The 16856-nt window shown below is 41.3% G+C and carries 12 protein-coding genes and 1 pseudogene; 2 read left to right on the top strand and 11 right to left on the bottom strand.

Features of this window, described 5'->3' with window-relative positions:
- A pseudogene (locus B2X72_RS03525) lies at window positions 1-527 on the top strand (TonB-dependent receptor); the annotation flags it as partial.
- Between the two features lie 77 nt (window positions 528-604).
- Here the strand turns inward: B2X72_RS03525 and B2X72_RS03520 are convergent.
- The 8 genes from B2X72_RS03520 to B2X72_RS03485 form a co-directional block, all read right to left on the bottom strand.
- Window positions 605-1312, bottom strand: a complete 708-nt coding sequence (locus tag B2X72_RS03520) for a hypothetical protein (protein WP_198385998.1) — start codon at window positions 1310-1312, stop codon at window positions 605-607.
- Complete coding sequence (locus tag B2X72_RS03515; RefSeq protein ID WP_075994424.1) at window positions 1302-1850, bottom strand: RNA polymerase sigma factor; 549 nt, start codon at window positions 1848-1850, stop codon at window positions 1302-1304. Before B2X72_RS03515 ends, B2X72_RS03520 begins: the two co-directional genes overlap by 11 nt.
- A 144-nt stretch (window positions 1851-1994) precedes the next feature.
- The gene (locus tag B2X72_RS03510) at window positions 1995-4592 is read right to left on the bottom strand and encodes a TonB-dependent receptor (RefSeq protein ID WP_075995000.1); all 2598 of its coding nucleotides are present in this window, start codon (window positions 4590-4592) and stop codon (window positions 1995-1997) included.
- 772 nt (window positions 4593-5364) lie between these two features.
- Window positions 5365-6621, bottom strand: a complete 1257-nt coding sequence (locus B2X72_RS03505; protein WP_088163164.1) for a YeiH family protein — start codon at window positions 6619-6621, stop codon at window positions 5365-5367.
- 122 nt (window positions 6622-6743) lie between these two features.
- Window positions 6744-8525: an acyl-CoA dehydrogenase family protein gene (locus B2X72_RS03500; RefSeq protein WP_088163165.1), complete on the bottom strand. Its 1782-nt coding sequence runs from the start codon at window positions 8523-8525 to the stop codon at window positions 6744-6746.
- 135 nt (window positions 8526-8660) lie between these two features.
- The gene (locus B2X72_RS03495) at window positions 8661-9836 is read right to left on the bottom strand and encodes an acetyl-CoA C-acyltransferase (RefSeq protein ID WP_088163166.1); all 1176 of its coding nucleotides are present in this window, start codon (window positions 9834-9836) and stop codon (window positions 8661-8663) included.
- A gap of 30 nt (window positions 9837-9866) precedes the next feature.
- A complete protein-coding gene (locus B2X72_RS03490) occupies window positions 9867-12296 on the bottom strand; it encodes a 3-hydroxyacyl-CoA dehydrogenase/enoyl-CoA hydratase family protein (protein ID WP_286848279.1) in 2430 nt (809 codons plus the stop codon).
- Window positions 12297-12336: 40 nt separating this feature from the next.
- Window positions 12337-12777, bottom strand: coding sequence for a MarR family winged helix-turn-helix transcriptional regulator (locus tag B2X72_RS03485; protein ID WP_075995002.1), 441 nt, complete (start codon window positions 12775-12777; stop codon window positions 12337-12339).
- Between the two features lie 276 nt (window positions 12778-13053).
- On the opposite strand from B2X72_RS03485, the gene B2X72_RS03480 reads away from it, so the two are divergent.
- The gene (locus B2X72_RS03480) at window positions 13054-14016 is read left to right on the top strand and encodes an isopenicillin N synthase family dioxygenase (RefSeq protein WP_088163168.1); all 963 of its coding nucleotides are present in this window, start codon (window positions 13054-13056) and stop codon (window positions 14014-14016) included.
- A gap of 100 nt (window positions 14017-14116) precedes the next feature.
- Here the strand turns inward: B2X72_RS03480 and B2X72_RS03475 are convergent, their stop codons facing one another.
- The 3 genes from B2X72_RS03475 to B2X72_RS03465 all read right to left on the bottom strand — a co-directional run bounded on the left by B2X72_RS03475 (window position 14117) and on the right by B2X72_RS03465 (window position 16581).
- Complete coding sequence (locus B2X72_RS03475) at window positions 14117-14872, bottom strand: porin family protein (RefSeq protein ID WP_232475631.1); 756 nt, start codon at window positions 14870-14872, stop codon at window positions 14117-14119.
- 5 nt (window positions 14873-14877) lie between these two features.
- Window positions 14878-16074 carry a PCMD domain-containing protein gene (locus B2X72_RS03470; protein WP_286848277.1) on the bottom strand — a complete coding sequence of 399 codons (1197 nt, stop codon included), beginning with the start codon at window positions 16072-16074 and terminating at the stop codon, window positions 14878-14880.
- Between the two features lie 144 nt (window positions 16075-16218).
- Window positions 16219-16581: an MmcQ/YjbR family DNA-binding protein gene (locus tag B2X72_RS03465; RefSeq protein ID WP_088163171.1), complete on the bottom strand. Its 363-nt coding sequence runs from the start codon at window positions 16579-16581 to the stop codon at window positions 16219-16221.
- Window positions 16582-16856: the final 275 nt, after the last annotated feature.

Raw genomic sequence — 16856 nt, 5'->3', positions numbered from 1 at the left:
TTTCGATGGGTTTACGTTTCAGCGGAATTGCAGGAACACGCTATTCTTTAGCGGTCAATGGGAATGTCAACGGTGATTTTGTAAATTCCAACGATCTTGCCTTCGTATACGATCCAAATAACAAAAACACCCCCGATTACATCAAAACCGGCATTCAAGCTATTTTAGACGATCCAAATGCAGAGCAAAGCATCAAAAAATACATCAATGGAAACCTCGACCGCATAGCCGAACGTAACGGAGGCATCAACGGTTTTTATGGCGTATTTGACTTGCACTTGGCCAAAAATCTAAAAGTTTACAAGAAACATGGCATCGAAGCTTCGATAGACATTTTCAATGTAGCCAACCTTTTGAAAAAAACTTGGGGCGTAGGACACAATCTGGGTAAACAAAATCTATATGCCATCAAAAGCTTTGATGCAGCGAATCAACAATATGTTTATAATATGAGTTCAGGCGTTGGCGTATCTAACTTAAATGGTAATCCTTATCAAGTACAACTGGGCCTGAGATATGCATTTTAAGTAATTCAGACCCTATAAAAAGAGCAGCGAGCCATTTCCTATGAAAGAAATGGCTCGCTGCTTTTATCAGATCACTTCTATTTCTTCTCAATTCCAAAACAATGCGGAGGTTTAATGACAGCTGCTTGTGCCGGATTATTTTCCGCTTTCGCGGGGAAAACAATCTTTAAACGTCCTTTTGTTCCCTGCCATTTTGGTCCATTCTGGAGAAGGCGAACCGTTTCATTATAGAGTGATTGATCGGGTTGCCCTTCGGTACTAATATTAGTGGGCACTCCATTTTTGTCGACTGTAAAATTGACAATAATTTCGCCACCTCCTGCAGGCGCTACGGACTTCTGGTTGAGGTACTGTTCAAAAATTTTCCATCCTTCACGGGGTGTTGCATCCCCCCCATCCAGCAAAGGTTGAACAGATACCCTATTTTCAGGTTCACTTAATTCTACATCCGTTGTGCGCTCAGCTTTACCGCTAAAATGTTTAAAATATAACAGGGCCAATAAAGTCACAAAAAGTACACCCGCGGTAGCACCTATGGCCAAACGCTGCCATGTGAAATACTGGGCGTGTCTTGTTGCAACAGTATCTTCCACCCTACGATTCAGGCGTTGTTGCAATAGGCTCAATTGCCGGGCATCCACACCATTTTGCAATCGGTAACCATCGATGGCATCTTGTAAAAAGGGATCTTCCAACGCTTCACGTTCCAACTGAAACATCTCCTCTTTACTCATCAAACCATGGATGTAATTATGGATCCTTGATAATTGATAATTATTTTCCATTTTCTTTCCTTTCCATACAGATTTTCAGATTGCGCTTTCCATTTTGAATAGCACTTTTGACCTTATTCAAATCATATCCAGTCAAATCTGCAATATCTTTATAACATTTTTGCTCGAGATAGAACAAACGTACACATTCCTCTTGTTCGCGGTTTAAAGTTTGCATACAGCCTTCCAGTTTCTCGAAATCCTTTTCTTCCCACTTCGCTTCACTGGTATCATTTAGCTTTTGTTCGCTTTCAAACAAATTGTTTTCAATATCAACCTGCGTCGTCCGCTTATCCTTACGTAATTGCATAAGGCAATAATTTTTACTGTAAACGTGTAACCAGCTCTTAAAATTATCGACTTCATATTGACGAAGCTTCGGTATCAGTTCTTCAAATATCTGCATCACAGCATCCTGACTACGATCGGGATCCTGTAAGTATTTAAAGCACACACCATAAAGCAAAGACATATAGGGCGAATATAGTTTCCCCAGTGTAGACAAGTCACCGCTTGTTTTATAGTGTTGTAAAAGCTCTTTTTCGTTCATGCGCAAATCATTCACCTTAATGATGATTTAATATACAAATTTCCATATATAAAAAAAGGAGCTATTCAAAATTACCGAAAAAACAAAAACCGTCCCCATGATAAAATGGAGACGGTCGATAAGAATATACTATGAATTACGGATTTAATTCCCTTGTTTCCAATTGTATCGCAGTGTAACGCCGTAAGTCCTCGGATCTGCAACTACACCTGCGTATTGCCCATAACTTCCAGGTGCCGCCAGCAACTGCTCGTAGTAATCTTTATTTGTTAGATTTCTACTCCACACAAACACCGAAATACCATTCGATCCCCTGAATCCTAGCCTGGCGTTCAAGACCGAATAGGCATCAATATTTAGGTATTGGGATGGTGAAGAACTGGACGAAAATTTAGAACGGTGAAATAGGTCTGCACCTAAAAAGTAAGATCCATTAAGCCCGATCAGCTTACCGCTTTTATTCGCTTCGCCACCCAGCGACCAGGACCATTTGGAAACACCAGGAAGGACGCCACCAGAAATATCTTTAAAAGCCTGAGCTCCGCCAACCTCTTCTAAAGGGACAGGTGCATTGGTAAATTTGACATACTTGGCATCTGTATAGGCCAGTGCTCCATTCAATCGGAGAAAATGTCCGATGTTGATGTTTCCATCCAATTCAACACCCTTTACACGCACCTTCTCGGCATTGGCCAGATAACCACGGTTCACCCCTGGTTCAGGAGTCTGCACTTGGGTCTGGTAGTCTTTGATATCCGTTTGGTAGACGGTCAGATTGAGCAGTGAATTGCGTGTTGGATTCGTCTTCACACCAATTTCCTTATGACGGACAGCCTCAGGTTTTACTTCGGCGAGATCCAGCAACACTGCTCCATTGGCTGTCGGCAATCCGCCGACGTTGATACCGACAGGTTTATAGCTGATGGAATACGTTGCGTAAGCATTTATCTTTGGATTGAAGCGATATCTTGCGGAGAGTTGACCAGAGAAATTGTCTGCATCCGCATTGACATCAAAAGTCTGATTGGTATATACACCGTTCTTTAAGGCAAGCAGGGCGGGATCTGAGGTCTGCAAACCACCATAGGTCTGCCTATCGTAGTTGGCCACCTTTTTATCGTAATTGTAGCGCAGCCCTGGGAGGATATGTAATTTTGGCGTCACAGCCCAATCAATCTGTGTATAGGCTGCCAAGCTTGTGCTTTTAATCCCGTAAACGGTCTTGATTCCAAAATTGTCAAATAATCCCGGTGTCTGCCACAAAGCACTGGTAGAGCTTTTTTGAAAACGCCAAAAGGCAGATCCTGTTTCTTCGGTATGTACGGGATCTGTGCCCAGATCCTGCCAAAGGCCAAATAAACCGACAACCCCGCTAACCTTTTCACTGATTTTTCCAGAGTATCTGAACTCCTGTGACCACTGGTTATGGACGGAATTACCTGCTGAAACGGTGTATACCGGAAGTCCTAAATAATCGCGGTCATTGAGCGGGACCCATGTCCATGTCCGCCACGCAGAGGTTGAGGTCAGTGTCCCTTCTCCAATCTTGATATCGGCATTCAATGCGACCCCACCCAATTTATTATCAGCTTTAGATTGCGTATCCAAATCTATCTTACGCTCGAAGGCACTTTTATAAGGCAACTCGTAGCCCAGATCTTTAATAATTGCATCAAATTGTCTGTAGTCTGCACGCTGTGTTTTTACAACTCCGGCAACCGCCCAGCCGTAACCATCGGGTTTTTGTGATGACACATCACCCGAAAGCACCAGTTTGATATTCTCGGTTGGGGTAAACAGCAATTGCCCTCTAAAGCCCAGGTTGTTGATATCATTGATCTTCCTATTGGTATGTACATTAAACAAGTTTCCATCCCGCTGTGTGCCAGAGAAAGAAGCTCTCGCAGCCAGGTTTTTGGCCAATGGCCCCGAGATTGAAGTCTTCGCCTGAATAAAACCTTGGTTTCCGTAGCTGACTTCCACATTGGCCTCTGGTGTGAATTGTGGTAAACGTGAGGTTATATTAAATGCACCTGCTGTTGTATTCTTTCCAAAGAGTGTACCTTGAGGTCCACGTAGCACCTCTATCTGGTCGATATCAATAAAGTCCAGCCAAGTCGCGGCAGGGCGGGCGATATATACACCATCAAGATAAAATCCTACACCAGGATCGATACCATCATTGGTGAGGCCATAAGTTGAGCCCAGTCCCCGGATATTAAGCGTCGTATTACGTGCATTCGATGCATATAACTGAACTGTAGGTACAAGCTCTTTCAGTCGATTGACATTAAATGCCCCTGCATCCTCCAATGCAGCGCCACGAATAATCGATACGGGAATCGGAACATCCTGTAACTGCTCCTTACGACGGCGTGCGGTGACCACTACTTGATCCAATGCTTCCAATCGTGGGGTAAGCTCAATCACTGCTGGAGAATGGTCCACCACGATATGACGAGTTTGATAACCAACAATGGATACGATCAATGAAAATGGCAATTTTTGTCCAGTTACAAACTGGAAAACGCCTTTACTGTCGGTTTTCACCTGGTGTGTAACGGCCTCCAACTGAACCGTTACGCCTTGCAGGGGCTCTTTTGTTACGGCGTCAATTACGGTACCTGTTAACGAGGCATTTATAATAGGTTTAGGGTTTTCTACTTGCGCGTAGGTATGGTAAGAACCTGTTAAAAGCAAGCTAAAAATGACGCTAATTCGAAAAATAGCATTTTTTTTCATAAATTTATTCAGTTTAATGGTGAATCTAAAACAAGTGCCAACGCCAATCGATACTTGCTTCATTGTTAAAACTTTGTAAAAGGGAAGCCTCGGCTTCCCTTTTCTAATATAAGAGAGTGTAAGAGAGAAATTTTAACAACACATTCGTTTCTTGTCACTTTTTAGGGTAACAACAGATCCTTCTACCGAAGCAACCAATAAATTTGTTTTTGGAGAGTAATTTTGTTTCATTCTTTTTATCTTGTTATTTTCTTTTATTTCCTGCTGCATAAACGAATCCGTATATGCACTTATCAGGCGGCAATTTCAAACAACTTTCATCACATTTCTTTTTTATAAAATCAATTTCATGGCTAGTTCGATTCATAATCAAGTCAGTCCTTTTTGCCCGCCTTCCTATTTATCTGTAAATCAGATAACGATACAAATATATAAATATTTTTTAAAAGACTACTAATTTGATAGATTTAATGATATATTTTTTAAAAAAAGCCATTAAACCTTAATTTTAAGACACTTAAAGCAAATAAAAAGTGCTTCGAATTTCTTTCAGCATGAAAAAAATCATGAAGGCAGCCATCCTAATCACCAACAATCCAGCGAAAATCAAGAAGCAAGCGATTTTATAAAAAACGAAGATCTGTGCTACGAATCAGAAAAAAATTCACGCATAAACCCTTGATGAAAAAGCATAAAAAAAGCCGTCCTAGTTAGACGGCCATCTTTACAGTCATATTTTAACGATCTATTTCACCTTGAAACACTTACCGTCTTAGCGAAATAGCACCAGAGCAATCAATAAGGTAATAATAACATTAAAAGTCTGCGCAATCAGAAAAGCATATAGCGGTTTCTTGTTATCTTGAGCAAAAAGATCCTTAAAGTTCGTTTCCAAACCAATGGATGTAAATGCCAAGGTAAACCAGAGGCCCTGTAAATTTTTCAAACTTCCTTTGACGGCATCAATCTTCTCGGGAGATATCACGAATGAAAAGAGCAGCGATGCAAATACAAATCCCAACACAAACTTCGGGAAACGTTCCCATATAATTTTTAGCGTAGGCTTATCCCGCTTGGTTTCATCATCAACCGATTTCGCATAAGTCCAATAAATACTGATTGCAAAAGCAGCCAGCCCCAACAATACGTTTTGGGAAAATTTCACAATGGTACTGATCTTCAACGCTTCTTCTCCTACCAGCGAACCTGAAGCCACGACAGCACCAGTTGTATCAATACTCCCGCCGAGCCAAGCACCGGTAACTTCTTGCGACAAGCCCATCCACTCCGCCATATAAGGCATGAAAATCATCATTGGAATCGCTGTAATAAGGACCAGTGAAATGACATAGGAAAGCTTTTTGCTATCGCCTTTGATTGCTCCCGAAGTTGCTATCGCTGCGGAAACACCACAAATAGATACTGCACTCGACAGCATCAGCGACATCTCCTTGTCAATCTTTAATTTTTTACAGATCCAGAACGCAAAGTACCAAACAGACAATACGACAGCCAGCGCTTGAATAAGTCCCAAGGATCCCGCTTTCAGGATATCCCCGAAGATCACGGTAGTCCCGAGCAGAATTAGGCCTATCTTGACATACAGCTCGGTACTGAGCGCCTCTTTAAACCAATTCGGCAGTTTAAAGCAATTGCTGATGACTAAACCGATAATCAAACTAAAAATTACAGCTTCGAGATTGTATTCTTTAACCGTTGCATTCCCTGCCAGCACCAATGCAAATACGGTAAGGATAAATACAACAGGAAATACAACGAATAAATGTTTTACAGATTTCCCCAAAAGAAAGGCACCCAATATCGCGGTAACGAATACAAAAATAAACTGCTCAAAAAGCTTCATTAAATTTGTCGGGTCGAAAACCGTTGTGACGAGTTCGGCGGAATTACTCCACGAAAAACCAGGTACTGGCGCAACAATTCCTGAGAGTGCGAGAAATATGGTAGCGATCCCCAAAATGACGACTACCCAGTCTTCTGTAAATGTAAATGATCTTGAAGATGTCATATAATGGTTAGGGTTTAAAAGGTTAAATTTAGCATAATTACAGTGACTTTCTAGGATTGTAACACAAAAATGGCCGAAGATTTCTCTCCGGCCATCAACCAAAACCAATAATCTATTATCAATCAAAAACAATATTTATTCTCATCTATCAATTTCTTTGCGATTCGCTGACGTGCATCTTTCACATTAAATGGCTGTGCTTTCGTGAATCTGCGCAAACCAACCAACATCATATTCAGTTCATCACCTTCACCAAAAGAATATAATGCTTCTTTACCGGCAGCGCTGATTTTATCAATAGCGCCATACAGATAGATCTTAGCCATATCTTTTGCATAGTCTGCTTTATCAGATCCTGTATGCAGCAATTTTTCTGCGCGCAACAAAACTGACTCGGTGATATAAACATACCCGATAATATCTGCAATATTCATGAGGATTTCCTCTTCTTTGGAAAGAGACATCATCAATTTTTGCACTGCTGCTCCCGCAATCAATAATCCTGCTTTTTTAAGGTTTGCCACAATTTTCTTTTCTGCAGCAAAAGGTGCATCGTCCTCTTCACCAAAATCCGGAATAGCGAGAAGCTCTCCGGCTACAGCTTGCGCAGGATCCATCAGATCCAATTCACCCTTCATGGCCCGTTTTAACAGCATGTCAACGACAAGCAATCGATTCACTTCATTCGTACCTTCAAAGATCCTGTTGATCCGTGAATCCCGATAAGCGCGTTCCATTGGCGCATCTGCTGAGTACCCCATTCCACCATAAATCTGTACCCCTTCGTCTACCACATAATCCAACATCTCCGAGCACCATACTTTGATGATAGCACACTCAATTGCAAACTGCTCCACCGACTTCAATTTTGCTTTTGCTTCATCCATCCCGCCGGCAATCAATGCATCGTAGGCATCATCAATATTTTGACCGGCACGATACGATGCCGACTCCACAGCAAACAAACGTGTTGCCATCTCAGCCAGCTTATAACGAATGGCGCCAAATTTAGAAATCGGCAGATTAAACTGCACACGTTCATTGGCGTACTGCACCGCATGGTTGATCACCATACGTGCCGAACCGATCGTGGCAGCGCCCAGTTTTATACGACCAATATTCAGGATATTTACAGCAATCTTAAATCCATTTTCACGATCAGAAAGCATATTCTCTACAGGAACGGCGCAATCGTTGAAAAAGATCTGACGTGTTGAAGATCCCTTGATACCCAATTTATGTTCTTCAGGATTCATCGTGATGCCACCAAAGTCTTTCTCGACAATAAATGCCGTCAGGTTTGTATCATCATCGATTTTTGCAAATACGATGAAGATATCTGCAAAACCACCGTTTGTAATCCACATTTTTTGCCCGTTGATCAAATAATGTGTCCCCTCGGCATTTAATTTTGCGGAAGTACGGCCCGAATTTGCGTCCGACCCAGCATTGGGCTCTGTCAAACAATACGACGCCTTCCATTCACCGGTAGCAAGCTTTGGAACATATTTTGCCTTTTGGGCATCATTACCATAATACAAAATAGGCAGCGTACCGATTCCCGTATGAGCAGACAATGCGACAGCAAAAGAAAACCCGCCACCTACCGCATCGGCAACAAGCATAGAAGTGTTGAAATTCTTGCCGAAACCACCATATTCTTCGGGAATAGAAACACCCAACATCCCCAGTTCACCGGCCTTATCCATCAAACTAGGCATAAGTCCTTCTTCTTGCGCATCGATACGGTCCAGCTTGTTCAATACTTCCGTATCCAAGAAATCCAAGCAGGTCTGACGAATCATTTTGGCTTCTTCATCAAATTCTTCCGGAATAAAAACGGCTGTATAGGGAGTCTCTCTAATCACGAACTCTCCGCCTTTAATTGCTTTATTTTCGCTCATTGTCTTTTTAGATTTATATGGACCAGATAATCACTGCTTAGTGACGCTACTGTCCACCATGTTTTTAAATACTTCTATGCGTTATGAGATCAGAGATCCATATTTCGTTTATATTGCTATTCTTAGCGGCTAATTTTAGTCCAATAACTCAAAAATACCAGCAGCTCCTTGACCAGTTCCGACACACATCGTCACCATGCCATATTTTTTGCCTCTGCGTTTCAACTCGTTTAAGACTTGGACCGTCAATTTAGCTCCTGTACATCCAAGAGGATGCCCTAAAGCGATGGCACCGCCATTGACATTTACTTTCTCTTCGTCTAATCCAAGTTCACGAATTACGGCTAGCGATTGAGAGGCGAAAGCTTCATTCAGCTCAAAGAGATCAATATCTTCCTTTTTAAGACCGGCTCTTGCCAAAGCCTTGGGTATGGCATAGATAGGTCCAATACCCATAATGCGAGGTGGAACACCTGCTACAGCAAAACTAACGAGCTTTGCTATAGGTTTTACACCAAGCTCTTTCACTTTTGCTTCAGACATCACCAAGACAAATGCAGCCCCATCAGAAGTTTGTGAGGAATTCCCTGCTGTCACGGAACCATTCGCTGCAAAAACTGGTTTTAATTTCCCTAAAGCCTCCAGGGAAGTATCAGCTCGAGGACCTTCATCCGTATCAACGACATATTCACGCGTTGCAATCTTGCCGTCTTTCAAGTAATTTTCCTTTACGGTGATAGGCACAATACCATCTTTCAAATGACCATTTTGAATAGCTGCAACTGCCTTTTGATTTGATTTAAGTGCAAAAGCATCCTGATCTTCACGTGAGACATTGTAATCTTTGGCTACAGCTTCGGCAGTCAATCCCATACCCCAATACCAATCGGGATGCTCTTTTGCTACGACAGGATTAGGAACAATTTTCCAACCTCCAAAGGGCATTCCGGACATCACCTCTACCCCACCGGCGATAATAACATCTGCCATGCCAGTCTTGATCTTTGCGACCGCTGTTGCAATAGTCTCCAAACCTGAAGCGCAGTACCGATTAACGGTTACTCCCGGGACCTTATCCGTATCCAATCCCATCAGTGAAATGAAACGAGCCATATTGAGTCCCTGCTCCGCTTCCGGCATCGCATTCCCAACGATGACATCGTCTATATCTTCTTTATTTAAATTTGGCACAGTGGATACAAGATGTTTAATAACATCCGTGGCTAAATCATCCGCCCGCATGAAGCGAAATACTCCCCGCGGCGCTTTGCCTACTGCTGTACGAAATCCTGCTACTATGTATGCTTCCATTATTTTTATTTTTTTCGTGAGTAGTGATTTTTAGTTCCGTAAAGGCTTACCCTTGGTCAGCATAAATTGAATCCTTTCAAGCGTTTTGCGTTCGGCACAAAGCTCGAGGAAAGTTTTACGTTCAAGATCCAGTAGATACTGTTCAGATACTTCGGTCGGTGACGATAAATTTCCACCACACATCACCCAGCCTAGTTTTTCTGAGATCTTTCGATCATAATCAGAGATATAATTACCTTCACGCATCGACGAAGCCCCCACATACACGATCCCCAATCCTTGGTTTCCTAAAACCCTGATATCATTGCGTGGAGCAGGCTGAATATAACCCGCATCAGCCAATTCCAATGCCTTTGCTTTGGCATCTGCCAAAAGGCGGGCACGGTTCATTGTAATTGCAAATTTATCTTTCTGCAAATAGCCGAGTTCATAGGCTTCATAAGCAGAAGTCGAAACTTTCGCCTGCCCAATGGTCAGGAATTTATCTTTCAAGGTGTTCTGAACAATCTGATCCTCCTTAAATTCCTCCGAGGCACGTAGTGTAAATTCTTTGGTTCCACCGCCACCGGGAATAACACCAACGCCAAGTTCAACCAAGCCCATATAGGTTTCGGCGTGAGCCTGCACAAAATCAGCATGCATGGAGAATTCACAGCCCCCACCGAGGGTCATTTGAAATGGCGCAACGACTACAGGTATTGACGAATAGCGTAAGCGCATGGATGTATTTTGAAAGGCACGGACTGCCATATTCAATTCATCAAAATCCTGTTCTACGGCCATCATGAAAATCATTCCAATGTTGGCGCCAGCAGAAAAGTTCTTCCCATCATTGGACACCACTAAACCGCGATATTCCTTTTCAGCGAGATCAATAGCTTTATTCAAGCCCTGGATAACATCGCCGCCGATGGTATTCATCTTGGTATGAAATTCACAGTTAATGATACCATCGCCAAGATCAATAATAGAAACCCCCGTATTTTTCCAGATTGTGTTACTTTCCCGAATATGATCCAATACGATCAGATCTTCCGTTCCGGGAATAGCTTTATAAGATTTGGTCGCAATATCATAATAGTGACGTACACCATTTTCAATTTTATAGAATGATTCACATCCCGCTTCCAACATCTCGTGTACCCAGGAAGCAACCTCCCCATCCTGACCTGGAAGTCGTTTTTCTTCGGCCTTAATTTTAGCTAAGGTCTCTCGGACACCTAGCGCATCCCATACTTCAAATGGTCCTAACTCCCAACCAAATCCAGCACGCATGGCATCATCAATGCGGAAGAAGTCATCTGTAATTTCGGGAACACGGCGAGATACATATTCAAACAATGGATAATGCATGGCACGGAAAAGTTCCGCCGCTTTATCTCCCCCTTGTTCATATACTTTCATCCGCTTGCGGATATCCTCCACAGGCTTGGTGGCTTCCAAAGTTGCTGATTTCACTTTTTGCTGTGAACCAAATTCCAGTGTTTTTAGATTTAGAGACAAAATCTCCGAATTACCATCGGCAGCTTTTACTTTTTCATAAAACCCTTTCTTGGTTTTCTCACCCAACCATTTATTCTCTACCATCTTACTGATGAATGTTGGAAGTTGAAAGACACCCTTGGCTTCATCTTCAGGCGCATTTTGTGCGAGTCCATTGGCAACATTCACCAGGGTATCAAGCCCTACAACATCAGCCGTACGAAAAGTTGCCGATTTAGGATGCCCCATTGCAGGACCGGTATATTTGTCGACCTCTTCCACTGTCAACCCAAGAGGTTCTACCAAATGAGTAACTGCCAACATCGAATAAACACCGATACGATTACCAATAAATGCAGGTGTATCTTTACATAATACAACAGATTTTCCCAGCATCTTATCGCCAAAATGAAGAATAAAGTCAACGACCTCAGGCTTCGTGTGCGGTGTGGGAATAACCTCCAATAAAGGAAGATAGCGTGGCGGATTGAAGAAGTGTGTACCGCAGAAATGATCTTTAAAATCTTCACTTCTGTCCGCTGTCATTAAATGAATAGGAATACCAGAAGTATTGGAAGTAATCAATGTTCCTGGTTTACGAAATTGCTCAACACGCTCAAAAACAGACTTTTTAACATCAAGTCGCTCAACAACAACCTCTATGATCCAGTCCACATGAGCAATGTCTTTTAGATTATCATCAAAATTACCTGTTTTGATACGTCTGACAAATGACTTGCTATAAATTGGCGAAGGGTTTGTTTTTAAAGCCGTTTCTAGGGAGCTGTTGACAATTCGGTCCCGAACAACCTTACTCTCCAGCGTGAGACCTTTGGCTTGTTCCGCTGGCAGCAGTTCACGTGGAACGATATCCAACAATAAAACCTCAACACCAATGTTAGCAAAATGACAAGCAATTCGCGAGCCCATAACACCCGAACCGAGAACCGCCACTTTTCTAATATTTCTGTTCATCATAACATATTTATTATGCACTTCTGTACATTTGGTTTAACTTCTAAACGATTACTTCTTCCTTGTAACTGGTTGCAAGCTCATTGAGTTTCGCTAAAGAAGCAATCAATTGATCACGTTCATTTTCTGAAAAATTATCCGCTAAGTATTGATTGAAATTACGCACCACATCCTTGGCAATTCTTCTTTTCTCCCGACCCAATTCAGTCAAGTATACTTTTACTGACCTCTTGTCGGTCTCACTCGTCTCACGGTATATAAATCCCAATGACTCCAAATTATTCAACACCCGAGACAAACTAGTTGTTTTAACTCCTGTCAAATTTGCAATCTGAGAAACAGGTGTACCCTCTTTATGAATGTTAATCAAAATATAACCTGCGGCCTGGGTAAAACCGTACTGCGAAGCAATTTGATTATATTTATTGGCAATTGTCTGCCAGCCTGTTTTTAAAAAATAGTCGATTGTCTGATTTTGGTTCATAAGCGTACTCACAAGCTATTTATTATGCTTGCATAACAAATATACCAGTTAGTAATCAGAATAACAAGATCCAAAATATAAATTTTGTCATATATTCGTCAGCATGACTGCGCTTCATATTTCTTCGCTGAATTTGCCAATAATAGAAAATGTGGAAAACTTTTAAGCACTGAAATACAACTAAATAAAACAAAACACAAAACTTTTATTAACAGCCCCTGTTTAATAATCAAAATTAATTCCGTTAACTTTGTCCTGAACAAACATCAACACCGTATGGCTTTAGTAAACATACCTCGCTTGGACTTGCTACATTATACTCAAGGAACCCAAGAACAACGAAATCAATTCATCCAAGATATTGGCAAGGCTTTTAACGAAACGGGCTTTGTAACGATTGCAAATCATGGCTTATCAAAAGAGCTGATTGAAGAATTATATCAGGTAGTGCCTGAGTTTTTTGGTTTGCCGACCGAGACGAAGGAAAAATATGAATTTCCAGAACTTGCAGGTCAACGTGGCTATACAGCAAAAGGAAGAGAAAAAGCGAAAGATGCGAAGACTCCTGATTTAAAGGAATTTTGGCAACGCGGTCAAACGATCGTTGGTGAAGAATACTCCAAAGCTGATTTTCCGGACAATCCTGAAGTGGCTGAAATACCTCGCTTTAATGGTGTGACAGCTGAGGTCTATAAAAAATTAGAAGATACAGGCCGGGACTTATTAAAAGCGATTGCTACCTACCTCGATCTGGAAGAAGATTACTTTGAAAAATATGTTATCAACGGTAATTCTATTCTACGTGCAATACACTACTTCCCAATCAGCGATCCGGATGCCTTATCTCCAGATGCTGTACGTGCAGGCGCTCACGAAGATATCAACCTCATCACCTTATTGATTGGGGCTAGTGCGGATGGACTTGAAGTATTGACAAAAGACGGAGAATGGTTCCCTATCAAAGCCAAAGGTGAAGATATCGTCATCAATGTGGGTGATATGTTGCAACGGTTAACAAACAATAAGTTGAAATCCACTACGCATCGCGTAGTAAACCCGCCACGTGAAAAAATGGGCACTTCCCGTTTTTCTATTCCTTTCTTTTTACACCCAAAATCCGCCATGAGTTTGGCTTCATTAGATTCCTGCATCGATGCAGAACACCCGAAAGTCTACGAAGATTATACCGCTGGTCAGTACCTGGATGAACGCTTAAGAGAAATCGGATTAAAAATGTAAAACTCCGCATCATTTAAATTGGTTTAAATGAGCAGAACAGCATATAAAAAAGAAATGGCCGATCCTAGAATCGGCCATTTCTTTTTTACGGATATGAAAGCTATTTCAATTTATAACCTATACCAACATTCATAAAGATATTATGCAATCCGAAACTAATACTTTCAAATCCGGTTTTCATAATATTATTGAAGCCATAATCCAACTGTGCCAACGCAAAAAATCTTTTGTCAATAGCATAATGGGCTCCCAAACTCATACCAACATCAATACTCCTAACACTTTCCGAGAAATCATAATCGGCATTATCCACAACAATTTTATTTCCAGTAGGTTCTTCATGTCTAAGATAGCCATTGTAAGCCTCGCCATAGAATTCCTTTTTTACCGCAAAAGAAATATAAGGACCTGCCTGCACATTCCAACGATTTGAAAGCTGATAAGTCGCTTGAATCGGCACAGACAGATACAGATTATGCACTTTAGTTGTAATATCACCCGTATAATAACCTCTCAACTCCTCTTTTGCATCATTCACAGCATTGAATGTCGTCTTGTATCCTTTAACAGTCGCTTTCGTATCCATTCCCTTTCCTTCGAAGACGAGTCCCAAAGATACTCCCCATTTGGGATCAATACGATAGTTTGCCCTTGTTCCGACAAAAAAGGGAACATTCGGATTATAGCTTTTAATTTTTCGGATCTCACGTGGCAATGAAAGCGGTGCGGCTCCGCCGATCTTACTGCCAACCATCACATCAAAACCTAATTTACTTTCACCCGATGTATTTTCCTGCGCATTTGCAACAGACCCTATCAAAACCATCGCAGCCACTGCGATTGTATATTTTATCATTTTCATTATTTCTTCGTTACAATTTTGAGATCATCCACCGTTAACTTACTACCGACAGCACCAATAAAATTATCACCATATTTACTCGAAGACATCACAATAGCAATGCTATAATCCAAATTGGCAACGTCAGCATCAGTTACTTTCGCCGTGTACTTAAATGGCAATGTAAACTTGACAAAACCATTGGTCGCTGTTGCGCCACCATTTTCCAGCCTGGCTATAGCCACTATACTTGGATCTTTCAAAATATTATGTCCGGTCAAATAGGAAACTTTCTTCTTCGGATCAGGCTCCGAATCCATCAGCTGCTTGCGATTATAAAAAACCGCATAGATATCACAGGAATCTTTGGTATTGACCGGCTTCATGTTTTCGTCCGTCACCGTCGCGCCAGGACTATATTTATAGTAACCTTCCAAAACCAACGGTATCTGATTGAAAGGAAGACCAAACTGCGTTGCCGAAAGTGGATCTGTCAATACAGGCCCCGTATCAAACGCTCCTATAAAAAGATTTCCGGCAGCAATAGGTTTCTTGAACATCGCCCCAAAAGCACCGGTCAACTTCGTTTCCAATAAAGCCGCTTTCGATCCTGAATGTGCATCCGAACTCGTTTTAGTAGGATATGACTCGGGCTCCTTTGTACCTCCTCCCAAGCTCAATGTCAAGGAGAAACTTGGATTTCCGGAAGCCCAATTATAGAAATCCTGGCCATCAATTTTATTGTAAAATATGGTGTATTTATCATCTTTATCGATCGCCGTATCTTCAAAGCCATATTCTGTTGGAACAAATCCACCATCTGTTTTCACAATTTTAATCAGGTAGTTCTTTGTAAACTGATGATCTTCGGACGTAACTTTATAATATACGCCGTTTTTTAGCAATTCATCAACAATTACTTTATTCATATCCTGAGTTCCGACCGGCATTTTCAAAGAATCCTTCAAAAGCTCAATCGAGGCACCAGGAGTCAGGTCAAAAGTCATATTCAACTTGGTAAGATCATGAATATTGGGCTGAAGATAAAGTGTAACTTGCGTATTTGAGATGACCGGGTTCAGCAAGAAGACATCTTCATCGGCATGAACACCGACAATATCCGCTTCCATATTTAGCGCTTCTTCCTTTATACAACTTCCCAAACTGAAAAGAAGCATAAAACAGATTAACCACGAGTAATTTCGTGTTCGTTTCATAAAAATAATATTTAGTGTAAATTTAATGATCGATGTTATTGAGCGATACATCGAGTTAGCAAAGCTACTATTCCTCGCTCCAAAAACAGCCCTTTTAATACCTTTTATGCACCAAGCAACTAATTCTTTACACGTAAACCACACTTAGCGCCCACTTATTTCTTGTCTAATCTTCACAGGCAGGCTTTCGACAATAAGTTGATAGCTATGCAAAATTAACTCTTCAAGCTTTCTATCATCAAGTTCCCGATTAGCAATAATGGTATTCCAATGCTTTTTATTCATATGATACCCCGGAAGCACTGTGTGTTCATGCCTTTCACGCAGTTCAATTGCCCACTCCGGATTACACTTCACATTAAACCGAAGCTCATCAATCTGATCCAGTCCCACCAATAAAAAAATCTTGCCACCAACCTTAAATACCAGTGTATCCGGACCAAATGGCGTCTCCTCCATAACTGGCCCAATAGACAAACAATATTCTCTCAGATCTTCAATGTTCATATTTTTTTGTTTTAGTTATCCTTTAAGTTAATCTGAATGCCCTTCATAAAATGGACAATAATCCATATAAAGCTAACAAAAACAGCGGATCGTTTTACTTAAAATCTTTTAATCTTTAGCAAAGACGATATTAAACCTATTGGCAATAAAGCGATATGGATACAGAGAAAAACAAATGCGGAATAAACTGGAATTAGACAATGAAAAGCATAGGACAACTTCGGTATTTATAGGAATTATCGACGGATATGAAGCGGTACTCATTCGGAGCTTCT

This window comes from Sphingobacterium sp. UBA7253 (assembly GCF_002472745.1).
Lineage (GTDB): Bacteria > Bacteroidota > Bacteroidia > Sphingobacteriales > Sphingobacteriaceae > Sphingobacterium > Sphingobacterium siyangense.
Note: the sequence above shows the minus strand (reverse complement) of the source record. Positions and strands in the feature narration are given on the sequence as shown.

What these genes read in the sequence shown, in the direction of transcription:
- B2X72_RS03520 (WP_198385998.1), bottom strand. Translation starts at nt 1,312, where the DNA reads ATGGAAAATAATTATCAATTATCAAGGATCCATAATTACATCCATGGT.
- B2X72_RS03515 (WP_075994424.1), bottom strand. Translation starts at nt 1,850, where the DNA reads ATGAACGAAAAAGAGCTTTTACAACACTATAAAACAAGCGGTGACTTG.
- B2X72_RS03510 (WP_075995000.1), bottom strand. Translation starts at nt 4,592, where the DNA reads ATGAAAAAAAATGCTATTTTTCGAATTAGCGTCATTTTTAGCTTGCTT.
- B2X72_RS03505 (WP_088163164.1), bottom strand. Translation starts at nt 6,621, where the DNA reads ATGACATCTTCAAGATCATTTACATTTACAGAAGACTGGGTAGTCGTC.
- B2X72_RS03500 (WP_088163165.1), bottom strand. Translation starts at nt 8,525, where the DNA reads ATGAGCGAAAATAAAGCAATTAAAGGCGGAGAGTTCGTGATTAGAGAG.
- B2X72_RS03495 (WP_088163166.1), bottom strand. Translation starts at nt 9,836, where the DNA reads ATGGAAGCATACATAGTAGCAGGATTTCGTACAGCAGTAGGCAAAGCG.
- B2X72_RS03490 (WP_286848279.1), bottom strand. Translation starts at nt 12,296, where the DNA reads ATGATGAACAGAAATATTAGAAAAGTGGCGGTTCTCGGTTCGGGTGTT.
- B2X72_RS03485 (WP_075995002.1), bottom strand. Translation starts at nt 12,777, where the DNA reads ATGAACCAAAATCAGACAATCGACTATTTTTTAAAAACAGGCTGGCAG.
- B2X72_RS03480 (WP_088163168.1), top strand. Translation starts at nt 13,054, where the DNA reads ATGGCTTTAGTAAACATACCTCGCTTGGACTTGCTACATTATACTCAA.
- B2X72_RS03475 (WP_232475631.1), bottom strand. Translation starts at nt 14,872, where the DNA reads ATGATAAAATATACAATCGCAGTGGCTGCGATGGTTTTGATAGGGTCT.
- B2X72_RS03470 (WP_286848277.1), bottom strand. Translation starts at nt 16,074, where the DNA reads ATGAAACGAACACGAAATTACTCGTGGTTAATCTGTTTTATGCTTCTT.
- B2X72_RS03465 (WP_088163171.1), bottom strand. Translation starts at nt 16,581, where the DNA reads ATGAACATTGAAGATCTGAGAGAATATTGTTTGTCTATTGGGCCAGTT.